This is a genomic window from Lysinibacillus sp. FSL M8-0337, assembly GCF_038593855.1.
Classification (GTDB): domain Bacteria; phylum Bacillota; class Bacilli; order Bacillales_A; family Planococcaceae; genus Lysinibacillus; species Lysinibacillus sphaericus_D.
Genome location: NZ_CP151996.1, coordinates 439,462 through 459,833, shown reverse-complemented (window position 1 = coordinate 459,833; position 20,372 = coordinate 439,462). Strand labels below are relative to the sequence as shown.

Sequence of the window (20,372 nt, the reverse complement as noted above, 5' to 3'; positions counted from 1 at the left end):
TTAGATTGATGGCAGTCAATCTAACACTTTTTTGCGTGAATCAGTAGACGCTTGCCGAAAGGTTTACCAACGTTTTTTCTAGCATATCGGCGATTTATGGGCTTTTACACCCGCGAGGTACAGGCTTTTACTAGAGGTTTACCTCTATTTACATGTAATTTTCCATCAGTTCGAGCCGATAATCCCATGGATCGTTCATGGAGATAAAACTAGCTAATGCCTTACTTTCTTTTTTGCGCTCCGCACGTACTTTTGCTCTTTCTGAAGCAGTCTCGTGCAATTTGGTTTCCTCTACTGTTTCAGGTATAACGCGTGGAACTGCAGCAGGTCGATTCTGTTCATCTAGTGCTACAAAAGTTAATAAAGCTGTCGCTGCAACTTTACGCTCACCTGTTTTTAAATTTTCGGAGATGACTTTCACAAACACCTCCATCGAGGAAGTTCCAGTCCATGTTACATATGACTCAAAATAGACAGAATCTGTAGGACGAATCGGATGTAAGAAATCGACCGAATCGGTGGAAGCGGTGACACAATCTCTCCGACTATGCTTAGCAGCGGAAATTGATGCGACCTGATCAATATCGCTCATTAAACGACCACCAAAAAGAGTATTATGATTGTTTACATCATTCGGAAAAACACGACTTGTCCGCATAACTCTTGATTCCTTACAAAACTTATAATCTTTTATCACATCAATTCCCCCTATTACTTTTTTCTACTATAATGCAATATATTTCTAAAAAAAGCAATTAAATTATCTGAATATTACAATACTTTACATTTACATAATAAAAGCGGACAAGATACCGTAGCACAACACATGCCATATATTAGCTGTATATGGGAGGGAGACGTATGAAAAAACATAAATCTGAGGAGACAACTGAAGAATCACGCTTGTTAGCTGGAGAAATAACATCTTCTAAAATGGAAGTAATCGCTTCAATTGTATTAACCCTCGGGTATTCACTATCCACCCTCGCAACGATATTAGCGTTACAAGAGGAAGAGGAAGATGCGCAATTACTCGCTTCCAATTCACAAGATCAAAATCAACAATTTAAACAAATGTGTAAACAACTACAAAATGTTAATAATCGTTTAGAATCCATTGAAAAGAAACTTAATCGTTTTTAAAAGAGACATATCTTACTCCCACACGCTCCCCGATTAACCTTAGGAAGCTTTAAGAGCAATCTGATTTTAATGCCCATTATTGCAAAAAAACCACAATTCTCCGTCATAAAAGAGAATTGTGGCTTTTTTACTATACTATGATAATGAGCTTTCATGTCTTCTTTGCACGCTACAGCTCTATACCAGATGTAGAAGGACGTCATCTATTGTACCAAGATAGAAATCGTTTTTGTCTAGCTTATATTCCCCTTCTGCATGGTGAACTGTCACTCTACGTGTGAGAAGTCAAATATGCAACATCTTTTCGTATTGTGAAACCGCATACAAAATAAAACGACACTTTTTGTACAAATTTGCTTTCACACTCTATATATTGATACATCGCAATAACTTTTTCAAGAATTTTGCTTCAAGAAATGGCAAGGGAATTATAGGCATTTCCAATTCCTATATCTATCCAATTACCAAACACTCCAAAAATGAACCTAACATAAATTTGTCATAAAAAGGGCATTCAATTTCCCTTTATGACCTTTTTTGACTATACTTAATAAAGAAATAATCGAGAGGAGTGTTAAGATGCAAGAAGTACAAGTAGAGACGTTGCAGGAATTATTGAATTCTTTCGCCAACAAAGACGTTTATATTCATCTTGAGACGACAAACGGTTCTTACGCAGCACACTACGATGAAAAATTTTTTAATGCTGGAGCTTTTATTCGCAATGCAAAAATTAATTACGAACTGGCTAAAGTAGTGGATGACTCTCCACATCGTGTCGGTTTAAAAATGGCACATGGATGGGTTTATGCTCAAGGTATTACACATTATGAATTAGATGATTTAGGCCGTTTGTTAATGGCTGGACTAGACTATTCAGGTAAATTGGCGATAGCACTGGAAATTAGCGAAACGCCATTTACTTATTAAGGGGGACGACTATTTGAATTTACAACCACAACGTCATATTTTAATTGTTTACCCTCACCCAGATGATGAGGCTTTTTCAGTTGCTGGAACGATTGCCTATTATACGAAAAAGATGAATACACCTGTTACATATGCCTGTTTAACATTAGGTGAAATGGGTCGTAATTTAGGAAATCCACCATTTGCTACGCGTGAATCATTGCCAGAAATTCGCCGCAAGGAGCTTGTCGCTGCTGCTGACGCAATGGGCATTCAAGATTTACGTATGCTCGGCTTACGCGATAAAACCATTGAATTTGAAGACGACGAAAAAATGGTCAAGCTTGTAGAAGGTTTAATTGAAGAGTTAATGCCTTCGCTTATTTTTACTTTCCTTCCTGGCTTCGCGGTGCATCCTGACCATGAAGCAACAGCACGTGCTGTTGTAGAAGCTGTGCGTCGCATGCCTAAAGCAGCGCGACCTCAAATTTTTGGTTGCGCCTTTGCGAACGATACAATTGCTAAAAATGGTGAACCACATGTCCAAATTGACATCCGCGAAATGAAGATGGATAAAGTAAAGGCTTTACAAGCTCATGCTTCTCAAACTGGATGGATGATGCAAGAAACAGAAAAACGCATTGATGATGGAGAGCCAATGAGCGAGAGCTGGCTGAATGTTGAAAAGTTCTACATTGTTAACCCTGATAATTATGTAAAATAATACAAAAAAGCGGTTGTAACCTTTTAAGGCACAACCGCTTTTATTTAGCTATTTTTAATTTATTAAACACATGGATAACCATCGTCAAACCAAAGGCAACGACTAAAATAATAAAAAATAAATAATGCGGCACATATATACCAAATACAGTCACTAACATTTTAAGCGCAATAATCCCAATTATGATAAATGCCGTCGCCTCAAGCTCTGGAATTTTTTCGATAATAATTAAAAATAATCCTGCAATTGTTCGCATCATTAATATTCCAAGCATACCGCCTATTAATAACACCCAAACTTGATCGGATATTGCAAAGGCAGCAAAAATGGAATCAACCGAAAACGCAATATCCATTAGCTCTACAGAAATAACAGTAGCCCAAAACACACCAAATATCCGCACCATTATTCCAGACTTTTTTACTTCTTTGACACTGTCCTCTTGTCCGAGTTGTAAAAAATGCGCAATACTAATCCACCCTAAATACAACGCTCCCAACACTTTAATAAACCAAAACTCTACTAAATACACGCCAATTCCGATAAATAAAAAACGGAAAAAATAAGCCCCTAGCATACCATACATTAATGCCCGTTTACGTTGCTTATCCGGTAAATGTTTGACAAGTACCGCTAGTACGAGTGCATTATCTGCCGACAGTAATCCCTCAATGACAATGAGCGATGAAATTAATCCCCACGATACTGGATCTGCTAATACTTTTTTCCACATATCCCAATCGAAAAATTGCATATATGTAGATAGTATCCCATGAATAATGTCCAAATGCTTACCCCCTACTTGTCCTAAACTAATATATGCTCGGCGTTCTTCGTTATGAAAGTTTCTCCTTCTGTCATTTTTAAAAAATTTTTGATAATTCAATTTCTAGAAAACTCGAACAATAGACGTTTTTTCTCGAACATCATAAATTATGCTACTTCCATGAAATAAGCTAAGAAAATGGACACCGAAAATTTAGAATTTACTAAAAATTTATAACAAAAATCGAAAAAAATATGCTATCATAGATGAATGTTTTATACGTAAAACGGAGGATGAATACTATGGAAGTTGCTGACACTAAAACAGTGCAAGTAGAGAATATCTTAATTGCACATCACTTTTTAAAAGATGTAGTCGTGCATACACCACTACAGAAAAACGATTATTTATCAGAGAAATACGGTGCTAATATTTATTTCAAACGTGAGGATTTACAGCATGTTCGCTCATTTAAACTTCGCGGTGCTTACTATAAAATTAAAAAAATTGAGGAAGACGCACGCATTAATGGCGTTGTCTGTGCCAGTGCTGGGAACCATGCACAAGGTGTTGCTTATGCCTGCGCACAGTTAAAAATTCAAGCGAGCATTTTCATGCCTCAAACAACCCCAAAACAAAAAATCGACCAAGTGCGTATGTTTGGCCGTGATTACGCTGAAATTATTTTAGCAGGAGATACTTTTGATGATGCTGCTGAAAGTGCAATGGCCTACTGCGAAGAACAGGGTAAAATTTTTATCCACCCATTCGACGATTTTGACGTCATCGCTGGACAAGGCACAGTTGCTGTTGAAATCATGAATGACATGGAAGAACCAATTGACTATGTATTCGGTAGTATTGGCGGCGGTGGATTAATGTCAGGTGTTTCAGCTTATGTGAAAAACCTTTCTCCAAACAGTAAAATTATCGGTGTAGAGCCAGCCGGTGCAGGCAGTATGAAGGCTGCATTTGCAGAGGGTGGAGCAGTGGCACTTGATTGGATTGACAAATTTGTTGACGGTGCTGCCGTAAAATGTGTCGGTCACCACACTTATGATGTTTGTCGCCGTTATTTAGACGATATTGTGCTTGTTCCCGAAGGAAAAGTATGTACAACCATCTTAGATTTGTACAATAAACACGCGATTATAGCTGAACCCGCTGGCGCATTATCCGTTGCTGCTCTTGATAGTTATAAAGAAGAGATTAAAGGCAAATCGGTTGTAGTTATTATTAGTGGCGGTAATAACGATATCGGGCGTATGCAAGAGATTAAAGAGAAATCTTTAATTCACGAAGGATTACTATACTACTTTATCGTAAGTTTCCCTCAACGTGCAGGTGCGCTTCGTCAATTCCTAACAAGCGTTCTTGGACCAAATGATGATATTACAACTTTTGAATATACGAAGAAAAACAATAAAGAGAGTGGTCCTGCCTTAGTGGGCATTGAGCTAGGCAACCGCGATGACTATGAAGGATTGTTAAAACGTATGAAAGAGTTTGGTTTTAACTACAAAGAAGTAAATAATGACATCCAATTATTCGGCCTACTCGTGTAAGGTCTTTTAGGGCTACTAAAAGGAAAATAGCGCACTAGAAATAGTTCTAGTACGCTATTTTTTATAAGTGCCAGGCACTCAAACAATTCTGAATTCTGACATAACGAAGCTCCCTAGATCATAGCATGGAATTATTGACAATAGCATAGACCCACAAAACAAATAAGAACAATACGCGTCCTAGAATACAAAATCAATATACAATTTTTCTTGCAAGAGAATCCTCTTTTAACCTAAAATCATATTTGTTTGCATTTTGATATTTCGGGTCTATATAGCTAGACTTCTCATCACTTTTTGAGGCTTTTTGAAATTTAGGAAAAGATGTATATTCTTTCTCTTTCCATATCCAAATACCCGTTTCTCCTTTTTCTTTATGGAATACATTCTTTTGTAGTTTATTTTTTTGATTAGTTGTAAAATAGTTGGAGATAAAAATCCGCGATGGTCCGGCGGTTAAAACATTTCTTTCTATCACATTGTTTTTTGTATCATATTGTAATAATAGCTGTCCCCCATCTAGCCCCTTCGTGTCATTTCGATAAAGAATATTTTGAGAGATAGTAGAATTAATCGTACCTCCCCGATCTTCATCATACCCACCAATCGATATCCCAGTGTAGAAGTTTTCATAAATAATATTGTTTATTATTTTAATGTTATCAGCGTATTTTTTAGCATGCTCAGAAGTTGCTTCTATTCCAATATCACTTTTATAAACGGTATTCTTTTCAATGGTTATATTTTTGCCACCATCTACATAAATTCCGCCAGCAGCATAATCCTTCCCATAAGCTGGATTGCCATAAGAGGATATTTCATAAACTATATTATTCTTTACGATGCCATTCCGTACAAAGTCCACTTTTTTATCATTTGAAATGCCTTCATAACCAATTAGGTCAATCCCGATATTATCACTACGGCGAACTATATTATTTTCTACTTTAAAAACGTCAATATTGCCATTTAGAACAAGAGATTCACTTGCCCCTAGTTTCAAGTCTTCCAACGTATTATTTAAAATATTTATATCTTTCATTGTGCCAGTTCCGTATATAGCAATCCCATGGCCATTCCCATCATCTGCATGGGTTTCAATGCGCTGCACATGATTATTTTCTAGTGTAATATGGCTACTAGAACCTGTTACATAAATCCCCATTACTGTTTCGCCTGCTAAATCAGTAGATAAATCCTTGATAGTTAGTCCACTGATGGTCACGTAATTTTTATTATTTATCACCACTAAAGCTACATCCTCTTCAACATCCTTCAAGTCCTTTCCACTAAGAACAACCTTCTCCTTGTTGTAGGCTTTAAATGTTATTGGTTTTGACTTGGTGCCACTATGTTTTACGACAAGTTTTTCATGATAATTTCCTTTTCGTATGAGGACGGTAGTACCTGCGTTTGCTTCTGAAGCCGCTTTTTTTAATGTGCGAAATGGCTTTGATTTTGTACCAACATTATCATCATTTCCATTTGTCGCAACGTAAATAGCTTGATCCTGCTTAACTTCATTATTGTTTAAAACAAAGACAATCACCATAGCAACTGCTACCAAGAGGATAAAATAAATTTTTTTCATTAAATCATTCCTTATTGAATATATTTCATAACTTTAATAATACAAGTAACAGGCACCAAAACAATTCAGAATTATCACCAGCACAATAAAAACGCCCATACCTATGGTATGGGCGTTTAATCATTAGCCTAGCAATGCACGGTCAGAATTCATTTTTTCACCGCGGATGCGTTCGAATTCAGCCATTAAATCAGGAATTGTCAGTTCATGTTTGCGATCCTCGCCGACCTCCAAGATAATCTGACCTTTATCCATCATAATAAGACGGTTTCCTAAATCCAATGCTTGTTGCATGTTGTGTGTGACCATTAGCGTTGTAAGATTATCCTTTTCAACTAAATGCTTCGTAATACGCGTAATAAGCTCCGCACGCGAAGGGTCAAGTGCTGCCGTATGCTCATCTAGCAATAGAATCGATGGCTTCGTAAACGTAGCCATTAACAGTGATAATGCCTGACGTTCACCACCTGAAAGCAAGCCAACCTTTGCAGATAGGCGACTTTCTAAGTTTAAGCCTAGCATTTCTAATGATTCCTTAAAAAATTGTCGACGTTTTTTATCTACGCCTATACGTAGACCACGACTTTTGTTTCTTGAATACGCAAGTGCTAAGTTTTCTTCAATCGTCATAGTCGGTGCTGTTCCCGCCATCGGGTCCTGAAACACGCGACCAATGAAATGAGACCGTTTATATTCTGGCAAACTCGTGACATTATTACCGTCGATTAATACGGAACCAAAATCTGGTGTTAACGCACCTGAAATCATATTCATCATCGTAGATTTACCCGCACCATTACTGCCGATAATTGTAACAAAATCGCCTGGTTTTAAATGTAAGTTTATTTCAGCAAGTGCAATTTTCTCATCGGGTGTACCTTCATTAAAAATTTTATTAATGCCGTCTAATTTAAGCAAGGCCTTTTCCTCCCTGCTCTACCGTTTTCACTTGTGAACGTTCTGCTGCCCGTTTTGCTTTGCGCTTTCGTTCTTTGTTTTTATCGACAAACTGTGGTACGACAAGCGCTAAAATAACAATAATAGCCGTAATGAGTTTCATATCTCCTGAATCAAGGAAATCGACACGCAATGCTAACGCTAAAATAATGCGGTAAATAATAGCTCCAGCGATTACAGCCAATGTAGTACGCATAATTGTTTTTGTACCAAAGATGGCTTCCCCTATAATAACCGAAGCAAGACCGATAACAATCATACCTATCCCCATACTAACATCCGAAAACTTCGAATATTGTGCGATTAAAGCTCCAGAAAATGCGACAAGTGCATTCGAAAGACCAAGACCAAGAATAATAAGCGTATCTGTATTCGCAGAGAAACTACGAATCATACGTTTATTATCACCTGTTGCTCGAATAGCTAGCCCGACTTCTGTTTTTAAGAACCAGTCCGCAATAAATTTAATTAAAATCGTGATGAGTAAAACTACAATCAACGTACCCCAAGTTGACGGTACTTGCTGAATGCCGATGCTTTTTAATACGTTATTTAATGCAGCATCGATACCTAAATTACTCCAAAATGTTTGAAACGTTGAAAACAATGTTTCAGAGTTTAATAATGGAATATTCGGACGACCTATCGTATTTTCTGCAGTTAACCCCATGATGCGCAAGTTAAGCGAATACAAGGCAATCATCATTAAAATCCCTGATAATAGCGGATTGATCTTCCCCTTTGTGTGAAGAATTCCTGTCATACATCCTGCAATAAATCCAGCAACAATTGCCACTAAAGTCGCTAAGATTGGGTTGTAGCCAAGCAGAATCATTGTTGCTGCCGTGGCCGCCCCTGTTACAAAGCTTCCATCAACCGTTAAGTCCGGAAAATCTAACACACGGAATGTTAAGTAAACACCGAGTGCCATAATTGCATAGATGATTCCTTGCTCCACTGAGCCAAATATTGCTGTAAACATTGTTGAATCATCTCCTAAAAATTATCGTATCAATTATACCGAGGCGTCATTGCGCCAAGGTGTTATCTAGCTTGTTCAAAAGCTTCTCTTAAAATCTGTAAAATTTACTTGGAACTTCAAATCTCTTATTGATAAATGCAAAGATTGTCTGCTTTAACAAGTTAAAATGAAGAGAAAGCGGGGATAGTTCTCCCCCGCTTCAGCTTAAATGTAACATGACATATGCATTATTTTTCTAAAAGCTCTGCGCCCCAAGAATCTTTAATTTCAATCCCTAATTCATCAGCCACTTTTTTGTTCACTACTAATTTTAAGTTTTGTGGATATTGAGCTGGTGTATCAGCAGGTGTTGCTTCACCTTTTAAGATTTTGACAGCCATTTGACCAGCTTCATAGCCGATATCATAGTACTCAAAGCCGTATGCAGCTAAGCCACCACGTTCTACAGAATCAAGCTCACCAACAATAAGTGGTAATTTATTTGCTTTTGCTACATCAATAACAGATTCTAATGCAGAAACAACTGTATTATCTGTAATAATATAAAAAGCCTCTACTTTACCAATTAACGATTCAGCCGCTTGTTTAACATCCGCTGAAGTTGCAGCTGAAGCCTCTTTTACTTCAAGACCTTGTTCAGCCATCACTTTTTTCACTTCTTTTACTTGTGCTACTGAATTTTGCTCACCAGCATTGTAAACCATACCGACGTTTTTAGCGCCAAGTTCTTTTAATAATGCTACCGTTTTAGAAATCGTATCAGGATGTAAATCAATTGTTCCCGTTACATTTTTCCCTGGTTTGTCCATCGAATCAATTAACTGCGCGCCCACTGCATCTGTCACGGAAGTAAAGATAATTGGAATATCACCCGTTGCCGTAGCTGCTGCTTGTGCAGAAGGGGTAGAGTTAGCAAAAATTAAATCTACGTTTGCACTTACTAGGTTATTGGCAATTGTTGTATTTAAGCTGTTATCACCTTGTGCAATTTGTGCATCATATTCCACTTTTAAGCCTGAATCCTCAATCGCTTTTTTGAATCCTTCTGTTGCAGCATTTAAAGATGGATGCTCAACAATTTGAGTAATCCCGATTTTATATGTTTTTTGATCTACACTACCGCTCTCACTTGCATTATTTTTTTCGTCACCTTTTGCATCTGATGAATTAGAACTACCGCTACCACAAGCAGCAAGCAATAATAATAATCCAAATAATAGGAACGAAAGCTGTTTCATATTGCGCTTCACAAATAATCCCCCCGACTAATACTCTGTTATCTATCACACTTCACTCTAGCAAAGTGTGAATGTATCGCTATATTATCGTTATTATCGCTATTCGTCAACAACATTATGAATGTTCTGACTTTTAAATTTGACAAAATATTTTACTTTTTCACTTAATTTGTCGCTTTAAACCGCTAAACTACTACATTTCTTAATTTATAATTCTTTTGTAATATAATAATAATTGTATGGCAATTTTTCGACAGTTAAAGGTTGCCTTCATAATACAAAAATCGATAAGAGCATAAAAAGAGAAAAAGTGTTAGATTGACTACAATCAATCTAACACTTTTTTGCTGCACCATTGTTGTTCGCTTCGGCGGTGCTTTCCGCGGGCACACCGTAAGCAACAAGCGTGCGAGGTGTCCCCATCTTGCATTAAGTGCAGGGGTCTTGCCTTCACTGCGCCATTTGAATTAACTACTTACAGATTCAATAGTAGCAAAAATTCGCGAGTAAACATCTTGAATATTCTGTTTCTTTTCCAGCTTATATCTCCATGTATGTTCTTTAATTTTCTCATCTGTTCCTAAATCGAGAAACCCTGTTGCGAAATTAGCAGGGTCAACATCGATAATATCATCATACTGAACACCTTCATTGACAAATGGTACATGTACTTTAGTCGATTGCATAAAAAATGTAGGAATTTTTAACGACCTATAAGCAGCTACATATTGGTCATCATCTGCTTCATGTAAAAATTCTTTCATAATCATAATGGCATCTAGCTCTTTAGATAAGGATTCCGTATTATTTTTCAACTCCTCAAAAGTAATATCTTGAAAAGCTATATTTTCTTCCCTTACTTCTGGAATCGCCCCAATTACCCCAATTTTTAAATCCCGCCCTTGATAAATGCCAAATGCTGTATTGTTGCACCCGACGAGACAGATTAAAACCCCGATAAGCAAAGATGCAATTTTCTTCAAACGACATCCCTCCAGTTATGGATAAGATCATTTTACTTTATCCTATCTAATAACCTAACACATCCCGTTTTGTCCTTAAGATTGTTAACGATGCATAATAATTACTAGTTGATGCAACTGAATAAGTGGCACTGAAAACCGTAGTGACCCCAACAGTTCCTGTATGAGTTGACATTGTTGAATTGTAAAAATTTCCATTTATAATATAGAAAAAATGACCGTTGTATAATTCAACCACTATTGTACCATCGAAAGAAATTGGATTTGCTCGAAACTCTTGAAGAAGTGGCTTCGTATTTGTATCTATATATTGCGCACTACCACGGCACACATTCAGATACACAAGAAGAGTTGGTTTATAGGATCTATTTGGAATTGTTATCGGTGTACTAGTAGCTAACCATCCACAAGACGGATTTGATGTAACAGACCTTGCTCTTGGTTTAGCTTGTACTAAACTATCTGACATTGCCTGATAAGCTTCGTCTAAAGAAACACCTTTAATTTCGGCATAATGTTCAGCGACTTGTTCATCTGTTAGTTCTATTGTAAATTCTTCACCTGAGTTTAAAATTGCATACAACTCTTCCTCACTCATATTTTTACCATCTAATATTTTAATTATGTTTGAATTAGTTTCATCATTAGCCTTTACATCTGAATCAATTAATGGAAAAAAATCAAAAGAAATAGTGTGAGTTTAAGTATCCTCATCTTGCTTTGCACCCCTTTTCCCTTTTTCAAATTCAACTTTAATTTATTAAGTCATCTGAAATGGTTGCTATAGCAAATTTAAATATACTCGAGTTAATTTAATTTTATCGAAAACAGTACCGACATTTCAACCGACATTTTTTCTGTCGGTACACCAGTACTTTATACTTAAAAACTCGGAAAATTTTACACCACGCATAAAAGAAGCAATACTACGAATATTCGGGCTACACAAATTTTACACATTGCTATTTACAAACCTTTATAAATACTGCTATGATTGCACTTGCTTTACGTGGTTCGTAACCATCCCACGAAAAAAAACTAAGGAGAAATGAATATGAAAGTGAAATTTTTAGCAGCAAGTGGCATTATTGCCGCGCTCTATATTGCTGTTACAATGCTCGTCGCACCATTTGGTTTTACAGAGGTGCAATTCCGCGTATCGGAAATTTTTAATCATTTAGTTGCCTTTAACCCTCGCTTTGCCGTTGGGATTATTATGGGTGTGTTTATTTCCAATCTATTTTCACCACTCGGTGCCTATGATTTAGTGTTTGGCGTTGGGCAGACAATGATTACGCTTGGCCTTTTAATTGTGATTTGTAAATTTGTCCAAAATATATGGGCGCGTTTAATCATTAACACATTTTTATTTACATGCACAATGTTTATCATCGCCTTCGAACTGAACTTAGCATTAGAATTACCATTCCTGTGGACATGGTTAACTGTCGCAGCGGGTGAATTTGTTGTATTAGCAGTCGGTGCACCGATTATGTATATGCTCAACAAGCGCCTAAATTTCAAAAATATGATTTAATAGACGAGTCTTTTCGATTCGTCTTTTTTTTACTTTCGGGCGCACTCCCCCCCTGCTTCTCCTCTTATAAATAAGGATACAAAAGTATTTTTTCTTTTTCTTGACACTATTCTGAAAATATATTAAAATTTTTCAATAATAAATGCGTAGAAGAAGAGGAGTAGCAAGAAATCGTACTTTTAGAGAGCTGATGGTTGGTGTAAATCAGCAGTATGAACTTGTGAATGGACTTCGGAGCAGCCTTCTAAAAGGTCGAACTAACTCCCCGTTACAGGAGTACAAGCGCGCATTTTTGCGAATAAAGGTGGCACCACGGTTACTCGTCCTTTTTATAGAGGAGTGGAGTGACCTTTTTTATGGAAAATTTAGAATAGAGGAGTCGAGTGAAGATGGGTACAGCAGTAGAGCAAAAGGGATATTTCGGTGAATTTGGAGGTAGCTTCGTTCCTGAAGAGCTTCAAAATGTATTAAATATTTTAGATGAGAATTTCCAAAAATATAAAGATGATGAAGAGTTTAAAAATGAACTAGACTATTATTTCCGTGAATATATTGGTCGAAAATCGCCACTGTATTTTGCAGAAAATTTAACGAAGCAACTTGGCGGCGCTAAAATTTACTTAAAGCGTGAAGATTTAAATCATACTGGTTCACATAAAATCAATAATGTACTAGGTCAAATTTTACTTGCAAAACGTATGGGCGCAAATCGTGTTATCGCCGAGACGGGCGCAGGTCAACACGGCGTTGCAACAGCTACTGCTTGCGCAATGTTTGGCATGGATTGCACAGTTTACATGGGACTAGAAGATACAAAGCGACAAGCATTAAATGTATTCCGTATGGAGTTATTAGGTGCTAAAGTTGTTGCCGTTGATAAAGGCCAAGGTCGTCTGAAAGATGCAGTAGACGAAGCATTTGCTGATTTAGTAGAAAACTATGAAACAACTTTCTATTTATTAGGCTCTGCGGTAGGGCCACATCCATTCCCTTCAATGGTGAAACATTTCCAATCAGTGATTAGCCGTGAAAGTCGTGAGCAAATTTTAGAAAAAGAAGGCAAGCTCCCTGCTGCAGTTCTTGCATGTGTCGGTGGTGGTAGTAATGCAATCGGTGCATTTGCAGAATATATCGCCGATGAAGGCGTTCATTTAATCGGTATTGAACCAGAAAAAGCAGCAACATTAAATGAAGGTACTCCAGGTGAATTGCATGGTTTTAAATGCTTAGTATTGCAAGATGCACAAGGTAATCCATTACCAACATATTCAATTGCTGCTGGTCTTGACTACCCTGGGGCTGGTCCTGAACATAGTTATTTAAAAACAATTGGCCGCGGCGAGTATGTAACTGTATCAAATGAAGAAGTGCTTGAAGCATTCCAAGTACTATCAAAAGTGGAGGGAATTATCCCCGCACTAGAGAGCTCGCATGCTGTAGCACATGCTATAAAATTAGCACCAACGCTATCGCCTGACGAAAGTATTATTATTAATATTTCAGGTCGTGGAGATAAAGACGTTGAACAAGTATTCAATATGTTAAAAAATAAAGCTACACTATAAATTACTTTTTGCATTCAGATGCGTTCTGCGGGCACATCGGAAGCCACAACTTTCGCATCATATCGATAAAAAAGACAAAGGGCATTGAGATATACTTCTCAATGCCTTTTCCTATTACACTAGCGTATTTAGTTTCGGATAGATTTCCGCTACATTGTCACGTAACTTAGCCTTTAAGAACTTTCCTACAGATGTTTTTGGGATTTCATCTAAAAAGACAATATCGTCTGGCACCCACCATTTCGCAAATTGACTTTCTAAAAATGCTAGCAATTCTTCTTCTGTTGCTGCCATTCCTTCTTTTAAAACGACGCAGGCAAGTGGCCGTTCTTGCCATTTGGCATGTGGAATTGCAATAACTGCTGCTTCGAAAATAGCATCGTGCGTCATTAATGCATTTTCCAAATCTACAGAAGAAATCCACTCACCACCAGATTTAATTAAATCTTTAGTTCGGTCGGTAATTTTAATAAAGCCATCAGCCGTACGAACCGCAATATCTCCCGTAAATAACCAGCCATCTCGATAGGCATCCTTTGTGCGCTCATCACGATAGTACTCGTGTGAAATCCACGGACCACGTAGACGTAATTCACCCATGGTCTCACCGTCCCATGGCACTTCCCCATGATCGTTGATAATGCTTGACTCAATACCAGCCATTGTCATTCCTTGCGTAGCACGAGCTTCAATACGTTTTTCAATCGGCCATTCTTCCATCCATGACATATAATTTGATAACGCAACGATTGGCGTTGTCTCTGTCATACCATATACCACGATGTATGGTATGCCGTATTTTTCTTCAAACGTGCGAATTAAACGTGTTGGTGAAGCCGAGCCACCACAACAAATCGCACGAAGCGAACTGATATCTCGCTCTCGCTTCTCCTGTTCTTGCAGTGCACCAATCCAAATGGTCGGCACACCCGCAGTCAATGTCACCTGTTCTTGCTCCACTAAATCTAAAATCAAATCAGAAGTAAATTGAGGTCCTGGCAGCACTTGGGTTGCACCGACATTGACACTTGCAAATGGCAACCCCCATGCATTTGCATGAAACATTGGTACAATTGGCATCACAACATCGCGCTCTGAAATACCCATAGAGTCAGACATACTCAACATCATACTGTGTAACACTAAGCCACGATGTGAATAAACAACCCCTTTTGGATTTCCTGTTGTAGCACTTGTATAACACATACCAGCAGGTGCTTCTTCCTCTAAATCATCTGGAAATTCGAAGTTTTCATCTGCAGCAGCTAATAATTCTTCATAGGATAAAGCATTCGGTAACGTTGTCTCTGGTAACGTCTCTTCATCAGTCATAATAATATAGTGTTTTACTGTTTTTAGCTCACTTGCGATATTTTCAATGATAGGAACCAAATCAATATCAATCATTAAAATTTCATCCTCGGCATGGTTAATGATATAAATTAAATGCTCTTCGGATAAGCGAATATTAACCATATGCAAAATGGCACCAGAACATGGCACTGCAAAATACGCCTCTAAGTGGCGATGCTGATTCCACGCGAAGGAACCAATCTTCTTCCCCTTTTCCATCCCCAGCTTTGTCAGCGCATCTGCTAAACGACGCGTCCTTTTCGCCCATTCTCCATATGTTAAACGGTGAATTTTATGTGCACTTGTACGCGACACGATTGTCTTTCTAGCGAAGTAACTCTCAGCTCGCTTAAAAAAGTTTGTTAATACTAATGGTGTTTGCATCATATTACATCCATCCCTTCTTTTAAGTGAATTCCCCCAAACACTTGTAGAACATCTATGTATTCTTTAACAGAATACTATTAATATTCTGAATATGATTATATTAGAAAATTAATCATTATGCTATATATTCCAAAAATTTTCTTTTTTATACTCTCTTTTTCTACCCTTTTCTTTTTTAAATAGTGTTATGTAAACAAAAAAACAGGCAAAGAAAAACAATTTCGTTTTTCTTTGCCTGCGTTAATTTTCTTTTGAAAAAGCTTTTATTTTTTTATGAAATAGCCTTCTTTTGCAGTTTAATTTTTAATTTCTCCAACATATCGATAGTCATCTTGGCTAAATCATACTCTGCTTTAAAGCCCCATTCATTTTTGGCTGCATCAACATTGATAGAATTTGGCCAACTATCCGCAATCGCCTGACGAACCGGATCGACATTATAATCCATTCGGAATTGTGGCAAATGTTTTTTAATTTCGGCTGCAATTTGTGATGGTTCAAAACTCATCGCCGTAATATTAAATGCATTGCGATGAATTAGTTTACTACTATCAGCCTCCATTAAATCGACAATAGCTTGTAACGCATCTGGCATATACATCATATCCATGTAAGTTCCTTCTTGTATATACGAAGTATACTTCCCTTGTTCAATCGCTTCGTAGAAGATTTCTACGGCATAATCCGTTGTACCACCGCCAGGAGGCGTTACGTACGAAATCAATCCTGGGAAGCGTACACCACGTGTATCTACGCCAAAACGATTAAAATAATAGTCACATAATAATTCTCCCGCGACTTTATTTACACCATACATCGTTGTTGGACGCTGTAATGTATCTTGTGGCGTATTATCCTTAGGTGTTGATGGACCAAATGCACCAATAGAACTTGGCGTGAAAAATTGTAAATTTAACTCACGGGAAACTTCTAACGCATTCATCAGACCACCCATGTTTAAATTCCAAGCAAGCAATGGATTTCTTTCTGCAGTTGCAGATAGTAGTGCGGCTAAATGCATCATTGTATCTGCACCGAAATCCTTAGCTAAATCATGCATCCTTTGTCCATCCGTCACGTCCAGCACTTCGAATGGCCCCTTTGTATGTTCAAGCTTTCGTATATCGGTAGCTAATACATTGTCCTCTCCATAAATACTACGAAGTTTTTCTACCAGCTCAGAGCCTATTTGCCCAAGAGCACCTGTAACCATAATCTTTTCCATTTCTCCAAACCTCCACATATGAACAATTGTACTTCTCAAAAGTACAATATTTTATACTGAAACATTGATTTAATAACACTTCTGATGCATTTCATTATAAAGTGTTCATATAAAAAATACAACAACAATCTATACAAGTTTCAATAAAGGACGTTAAATCCCTTATTATCAGTATATGATTTTTGATAAAACTTGTGCTGTCTCACAACACAAAAATACATTTGTACTTTCCAAAAATACAATTATCTATTTTTTCATAAAAAAAGAACCTCTTTACACAATCATAAAGAGGTTCAACTTTTTTCTTGTTCCATTAGATTGAAAAACGTTTAACAGCAATTTGTAATACCTTTGAAACTTTTCGTAATTCTTTAATCGTATGATGAAATTGTTGCTGAGCATTTAATTGATCTGTCGTTAACTTCGCTACATGTTTAGTCGAGGCTGCATTCGTATCTGAAAGAGCTGTTAACATACCTGCATCTTCATTAACCTTCTTTGTATGTTCAGCTATATCTTGTACTGTCGTCGATACTTCTACAATATATGGCTGAATGATATTGACCTTTTCCAATATTTGATCGAAGCTTGTTGCTGTTTCTGACGTTACATTTACACCCTTTTCTGTAGCACTTAGTACGCCTTCCATCATCTTGACAGCGTAGTGAGAATCGGTTTGGATATTTTGTACAATAGACGTAATAGTTTGAGTTGAATGTACTGTTTGTTCAGCTAGTTTACGTACTTCGTTGGCGACAATCGCAAATCCTTGCCCATGTTCACCAGCTCTCGCCGCTTCGATGGACGCATTTAGCGCAAGCAGATTGGTTTGAGCTGTTATTTTTTCAATCACTTCAACCATATGGTCGATTGTAGAGGCTCTTTCCACTAGTTTAAAAATAGCTATATTTGATTTTTCAACAGCGCGCTTTATAGCTTGAATTTGGGTTAAATTCGCCTGTACAATATCTGTACCACTTTCTGCCTCACGGGCAGTCTCATGTGCAAAGCTCTCTACAAGCTGCACTTTTTCTAAGACAATCTGTACACCGTTTAATACTTCTTCTAATGAAGCAGAATTGGACGCTAATTTACTAGTAGATGCAGATGTCAAATCTGCAATACTTTGCACATCCTTTGCTATTTTTACTGTAGCTGTAGAAGATCGCTCCGAGGATTCTTGTAAATTTTCCGTCATTCCTGCAACCTCTTGCGCACTATTTGTAACCGTATGTAACAATCGCTTTACTTCTGTTGCCATCTGATTATATGACAATACAACTTCTCCAAGTTCATCATGCGCCACATAGCTCGCATTCGCTGTAAAATCACCTTGTTCTGCACGTTTTAACAGTGATTTCAACTGACGTGTCGGTACATTAACAGCCTTCGTTGCGATGAAGCCAATGAAAACAACTAATAGTACGACAAATGTACAAACACCCCCTAATAACCAATAACCAAATTGCACATCTTTTTGGTACGCTTGTTGCTGTTCATCTGCTCTTTGAACTAAATAGCTCTGCGTCTCTTCTAAAATGGCATGGCTTTGTTGGCTAATCGGTAAATAGGTCTGCTCATAAAACTGCTGACGTTTTTGCGTATTTAACTGCTGATAACTTTCAACTAATTCTATCTGCTGTGAGAATACCGAATTATACTTATTTACTTGATGATTCATCTTTTTATCGATTACTATCTTTTCTAAATCGCTTAAAGGCTGTTCAATATTTTTTAGAATAGCTGTCATCTCTCGATATTCGCCACCTGAATCCATTAAATAATCCAAGTGCCTTTGCGCTTCCTCAAGCTCATTCAGCCATCCAATCGGTACAAGTGCCTCGGTATAACTTTCGCTTGCATGCCATGACATTTTCCGTAAATAATCCACACTAAATATACCTAGTAGGACATTCGATAGTACACAAACAATCATGAGTACAAGCAGCTTATCTTTTACCTTAATATAACGAAAAAAATGCATTATTTTCGGCTCCTTCTCCAACTCTTACCAATAATCATAGTATGGAGATATAAAGCCAGTGTTATGTTTTTGTAAAATTTTCTAACGAAATTACAGAACATACCATTATTTAATAAATTCGACACAATATAAAAACTTGCGCAACCTTCTTTACATTCTATCGTTTACTATTAATAGCTAATTTTTACAAATATGAAGGAGAGGTGTTTAACTGTTGCAGTTAAAGAAATTAGATAGCAGTTTAGCAATAAGTCTATTGTTGCTAGGTATTACTAGTTGCCTCTTCGTACACTCTAGCAGTACAGCGTTTGAACAGTATTCTAGTCTGTTTATCATAAAGCAATTTATCTATTATAGTCTGGGCTTTTTAATTATGTATGGCGTAGCAACACTTGATATTGAGCAACTAAAAAAAATCGGCTGGCCCTTTTATTGGGTTATAGTAGCGCTAACATTCGGATTATTTATCGCACCGGAAAGCATCGCGCGCACCATAAATGAAGCAAAATCTTGGTATCAGATTCCACTTTTAGGGTCGTTACAACCATCAGAATTTTTGAAGTTCGCATTTTTAATTGTTGTCAGTAAAGTGATTGTCGCCCATCAAGCAAAATATGTGCGTCCTTCCTTTTTATCAGATATGCGATTGCTATTGATGATTGGCATCATTACACTTCCACCAACACTCGCTGTATATAAGCAACCGGATACAGGCATGGTTATGTTATATATGGCAATGATATTACCGATGATTTACTTTTCAGGTATCCAAACAAAATTACTCGTCATTTTCACAGCTATTCCTGTGACCATCGTTAGTGCAATCGTTATTCTCTATGTAAAATTTAATGATTTTTTTACAGAAAAAATATTAAGTAAGTTATCTGGGCATCAAGTTTCTCGTATTTACGGGTGGTTACAACCCTATGAATATACGGACTCCTCCTTTCAAACTAGACAAGGCTTTATGGCCATCGGTACAGGAGAATTTACTGGTAAAGGCTATTTACAAAATAATGTCTATGTTCCAGAAAAGCATACCGATTTTATTTTTTCTGCCATCGCTGAAGAATTAGGATTTGTTGGTGGAGCCTTTGTCATTACATTATTATTTTTTGTAATTTATCGTATTGTTCTTATTACAGTAGAAGCAAAGGATCCATTTATGACCCTTATGGGTGCGGGTATCTCCAGTTTACTAGCATTCCAAATTACACAAAATATTGGCATGACGATCGGACTTTTACCTGTAACAGGTGTAACGTTACCGTTTTTAAGTTACGGAGGTAGTTCACTACTATCAAATTTCATGTTAATGGGTATTGTTATGGTTATCCATAATTCTTATAGCGGCTATATGTTTAAAACCTCACAAGTTTAGGAGGACGCATTTATCGGTGAATACTCATGTAAAGAAGCGAATTATCTTATTACTTTACCTGACAGGAGGCGTGTTGTGCATA

At 37.2% G+C, this 20,372-nt stretch carries 18 protein-coding genes, 1 riboswitch and 1 other annotated feature; of the genes, 7 read left to right on the top strand and 11 right to left on the bottom strand.

Annotation, left to right across the window (positions count from 1 at the left end):
- Positions 1–148: 148 nt before the first annotated feature.
- Positions 149–658 carry an acyl-CoA thioesterase gene (locus MKY08_RS02125; protein ID WP_227665405.1) on the bottom strand — a complete coding sequence of 170 codons (510 nt, stop codon included), beginning with the start codon at positions 656–658 and terminating at the stop codon, positions 149–151.
- A gap of 203 nt (positions 659–861) precedes the next feature.
- Between MKY08_RS02125 and MKY08_RS02120 the strand changes: the two genes are divergently transcribed.
- The 3 genes from MKY08_RS02120 to bshB2 all read left to right on the top strand — a co-directional run bounded on the left by MKY08_RS02120 (position 862) and on the right by bshB2 (position 2,776).
- Positions 862–1,143: a hypothetical protein gene (locus MKY08_RS02120; RefSeq protein WP_024362828.1), complete on the top strand. Its 282-nt coding sequence runs from the start codon at positions 862–864 to the stop codon at positions 1,141–1,143.
- A gap of 579 nt (positions 1,144–1,722) precedes the next feature.
- On the top strand, positions 1,723–2,073 hold the full coding sequence (locus tag MKY08_RS02115) for a YojF family protein (protein ID WP_024362827.1): 351 nt from the start codon (positions 1,723–1,725) through the stop codon (positions 2,071–2,073).
- A 13-nt stretch (positions 2,074–2,086) separates the two neighbouring features.
- The gene (gene bshB2 / locus MKY08_RS02110) at positions 2,087–2,776 is read left to right on the top strand and encodes a bacillithiol biosynthesis deacetylase BshB2 (RefSeq protein WP_069512873.1); all 690 of its coding nucleotides are present in this window, start codon (positions 2,087–2,089) and stop codon (positions 2,774–2,776) included.
- A gap of 40 nt (positions 2,777–2,816) precedes the next feature.
- Here the strand turns inward: bshB2 and MKY08_RS02105 are convergent, their stop codons facing one another.
- Positions 2,817–3,563 carry a TerC family protein gene (locus MKY08_RS02105; protein ID WP_069512874.1) on the bottom strand — a complete coding sequence of 249 codons (747 nt, stop codon included), beginning with the start codon at positions 3,561–3,563 and terminating at the stop codon, positions 2,817–2,819.
- A 281-nt stretch (positions 3,564–3,844) separates the two neighbouring features.
- Between MKY08_RS02105 and ilvA the strand changes: the two genes are divergently transcribed.
- Positions 3,845–5,107: a threonine ammonia-lyase IlvA gene (gene ilvA / locus MKY08_RS02100; protein ID WP_069512875.1), complete on the top strand. Its 1,263-nt coding sequence runs from the start codon at positions 3,845–3,847 to the stop codon at positions 5,105–5,107.
- Between the two features lie 193 nt (positions 5,108–5,300).
- Here ilvA and MKY08_RS02095 read toward each other — a convergent pair whose 3' ends face one another.
- The 6 genes from MKY08_RS02095 to MKY08_RS02070 form a co-directional block, all read right to left on the bottom strand.
- Complete coding sequence (locus tag MKY08_RS02095) at positions 5,301–6,698, bottom strand: right-handed parallel beta-helix repeat-containing protein (protein ID WP_069512876.1); 1,398 nt, start codon at positions 6,696–6,698, stop codon at positions 5,301–5,303.
- Between the two features lie 123 nt (positions 6,699–6,821).
- Complete coding sequence (locus MKY08_RS02090; RefSeq protein ID WP_024362822.1) at positions 6,822–7,616, bottom strand: ABC transporter ATP-binding protein; 795 nt, start codon at positions 7,614–7,616, stop codon at positions 6,822–6,824.
- Positions 7,609–8,637, bottom strand: coding sequence for an ABC transporter permease (locus tag MKY08_RS02085; RefSeq protein WP_069512877.1), 1,029 nt, complete (start codon positions 8,635–8,637; stop codon positions 7,609–7,611). Before MKY08_RS02085 ends, MKY08_RS02090 begins: the two co-directional genes overlap by 8 nt.
- Positions 8,638–8,864: 227 nt before the next feature.
- Positions 8,865–9,887: an ABC transporter substrate-binding protein gene (locus tag MKY08_RS02080; RefSeq protein WP_069512878.1), complete on the bottom strand. Its 1,023-nt coding sequence runs from the start codon at positions 9,885–9,887 to the stop codon at positions 8,865–8,867.
- Between the two features lie 455 nt (positions 9,888–10,342).
- The gene (locus MKY08_RS02075) at positions 10,343–10,858 is read right to left on the bottom strand and encodes a hypothetical protein (protein WP_069512879.1); all 516 of its coding nucleotides are present in this window, start codon (positions 10,856–10,858) and stop codon (positions 10,343–10,345) included.
- 46 nt (positions 10,859–10,904) lie between these two features.
- Positions 10,905–11,456, bottom strand: a complete 552-nt coding sequence (locus MKY08_RS02070; RefSeq protein ID WP_069512880.1) for a hypothetical protein — start codon at positions 11,454–11,456, stop codon at positions 10,905–10,907.
- A 405-nt stretch (positions 11,457–11,861) separates the two neighbouring features.
- Positions 11,862–11,906, top strand: a riboswitch (PreQ1 riboswitch).
- Positions 11,907–11,912: 6 nt separating this feature from the next.
- Here MKY08_RS02070 and MKY08_RS02065 point away from each other — a divergent pair.
- Both MKY08_RS02065 and trpB read left to right on the top strand, forming a co-directional pair.
- Positions 11,913–12,395, top strand: a complete 483-nt coding sequence (locus MKY08_RS02065) for a QueT transporter family protein (RefSeq protein ID WP_069512881.1) — start codon at positions 11,913–11,915, stop codon at positions 12,393–12,395.
- A 138-nt stretch (positions 12,396–12,533) separates the two neighbouring features.
- Positions 12,534–12,726 (top strand) — a binding site (T-box leader).
- A 58-nt stretch (positions 12,727–12,784) separates the two neighbouring features.
- Positions 12,785–13,960 (top strand): tryptophan synthase subunit beta, encoded by a 1,176-nt coding sequence (gene trpB, locus MKY08_RS02060; RefSeq protein ID WP_069512882.1) that lies wholly within the window; start codon positions 12,785–12,787, stop codon positions 13,958–13,960.
- A 114-nt stretch (positions 13,961–14,074) separates the two neighbouring features.
- On the opposite strand, the gene MKY08_RS02055 is transcribed toward trpB, so the two are convergent.
- The 3 genes from MKY08_RS02055 to MKY08_RS02045 all read right to left on the bottom strand — a co-directional run bounded on the left by MKY08_RS02055 (position 14,075) and on the right by MKY08_RS02045 (position 18,909).
- Entirely contained in the window at positions 14,075–15,700 is a 1,626-nt protein-coding gene (locus tag MKY08_RS02055) for a long-chain fatty acid--CoA ligase (protein ID WP_069512883.1), read from the bottom strand.
- Between the two features lie 271 nt (positions 15,701–15,971).
- On the bottom strand, positions 15,972–16,925 hold the full coding sequence (locus tag MKY08_RS02050) for an L-threonine 3-dehydrogenase (protein WP_069512884.1): 954 nt from the start codon (positions 16,923–16,925) through the stop codon (positions 15,972–15,974).
- A 313-nt stretch (positions 16,926–17,238) separates the two neighbouring features.
- Positions 17,239–18,909, bottom strand: coding sequence for a methyl-accepting chemotaxis protein (locus MKY08_RS02045; RefSeq protein ID WP_069512885.1), 1,671 nt, complete (start codon positions 18,907–18,909; stop codon positions 17,239–17,241).
- Between the two features lie 214 nt (positions 18,910–19,123).
- Here MKY08_RS02045 and MKY08_RS02040 point away from each other — a divergent pair, with 214 nt between their 5' ends.
- A complete protein-coding gene (locus tag MKY08_RS02040; protein ID WP_256093211.1) occupies positions 19,124–20,290 on the top strand; it encodes an FtsW/RodA/SpoVE family cell cycle protein in 1,167 nt (388 codons plus the stop codon).
- Positions 20,291–20,372 lie beyond the last annotated feature (82 nt).

What these genes read in the sequence shown, in the direction of transcription:
- MKY08_RS02050 (WP_069512884.1), bottom strand. Translation starts at nt 16,925, where the DNA reads ATGGAAAAGATTATGGTTACAGGTGCTCTTGGGCAAATAGGCTCTGAG.
- trpB (WP_069512882.1), top strand. Translation starts at nt 12,785, where the DNA reads ATGGGTACAGCAGTAGAGCAAAAGGGATATTTCGGTGAATTTGGAGGT.
- MKY08_RS02070 (WP_069512880.1), bottom strand. Translation starts at nt 11,456, where the DNA reads ATGAGTGAGGAAGAGTTGTATGCAATTTTAAACTCAGGTGAAGAATTT.
- MKY08_RS02095 (WP_069512876.1), bottom strand. Translation starts at nt 6,698, where the DNA reads ATGAAAAAAATTTATTTTATCCTCTTGGTAGCAGTTGCTATGGTGATT.
- ilvA (WP_069512875.1), top strand. Translation starts at nt 3,845, where the DNA reads ATGGAAGTTGCTGACACTAAAACAGTGCAAGTAGAGAATATCTTAATT.
- MKY08_RS02055 (WP_069512883.1), bottom strand. Translation starts at nt 15,700, where the DNA reads ATGATGCAAACACCATTAGTATTAACAAACTTTTTTAAGCGAGCTGAG.
- MKY08_RS02125 (WP_227665405.1), bottom strand. Translation starts at nt 658, where the DNA reads ATGCGGACAAGTCGTGTTTTTCCGAATGATGTAAACAATCATAATACT.
- MKY08_RS02115 (WP_024362827.1), top strand. Translation starts at nt 1,723, where the DNA reads ATGCAAGAAGTACAAGTAGAGACGTTGCAGGAATTATTGAATTCTTTC.
- MKY08_RS02065 (WP_069512881.1), top strand. Translation starts at nt 11,913, where the DNA reads ATGAAAGTGAAATTTTTAGCAGCAAGTGGCATTATTGCCGCGCTCTAT.
- MKY08_RS02120 (WP_024362828.1), top strand. Translation starts at nt 862, where the DNA reads ATGAAAAAACATAAATCTGAGGAGACAACTGAAGAATCACGCTTGTTA.
- MKY08_RS02085 (WP_069512877.1), bottom strand. Translation starts at nt 8,637, where the DNA reads ATGTTTACAGCAATATTTGGCTCAGTGGAGCAAGGAATCATCTATGCA.
- MKY08_RS02045 (WP_069512885.1), bottom strand. Translation starts at nt 18,909, where the DNA reads ATGCATTTTTTTCGTTATATTAAGGTAAAAGATAAGCTGCTTGTACTC.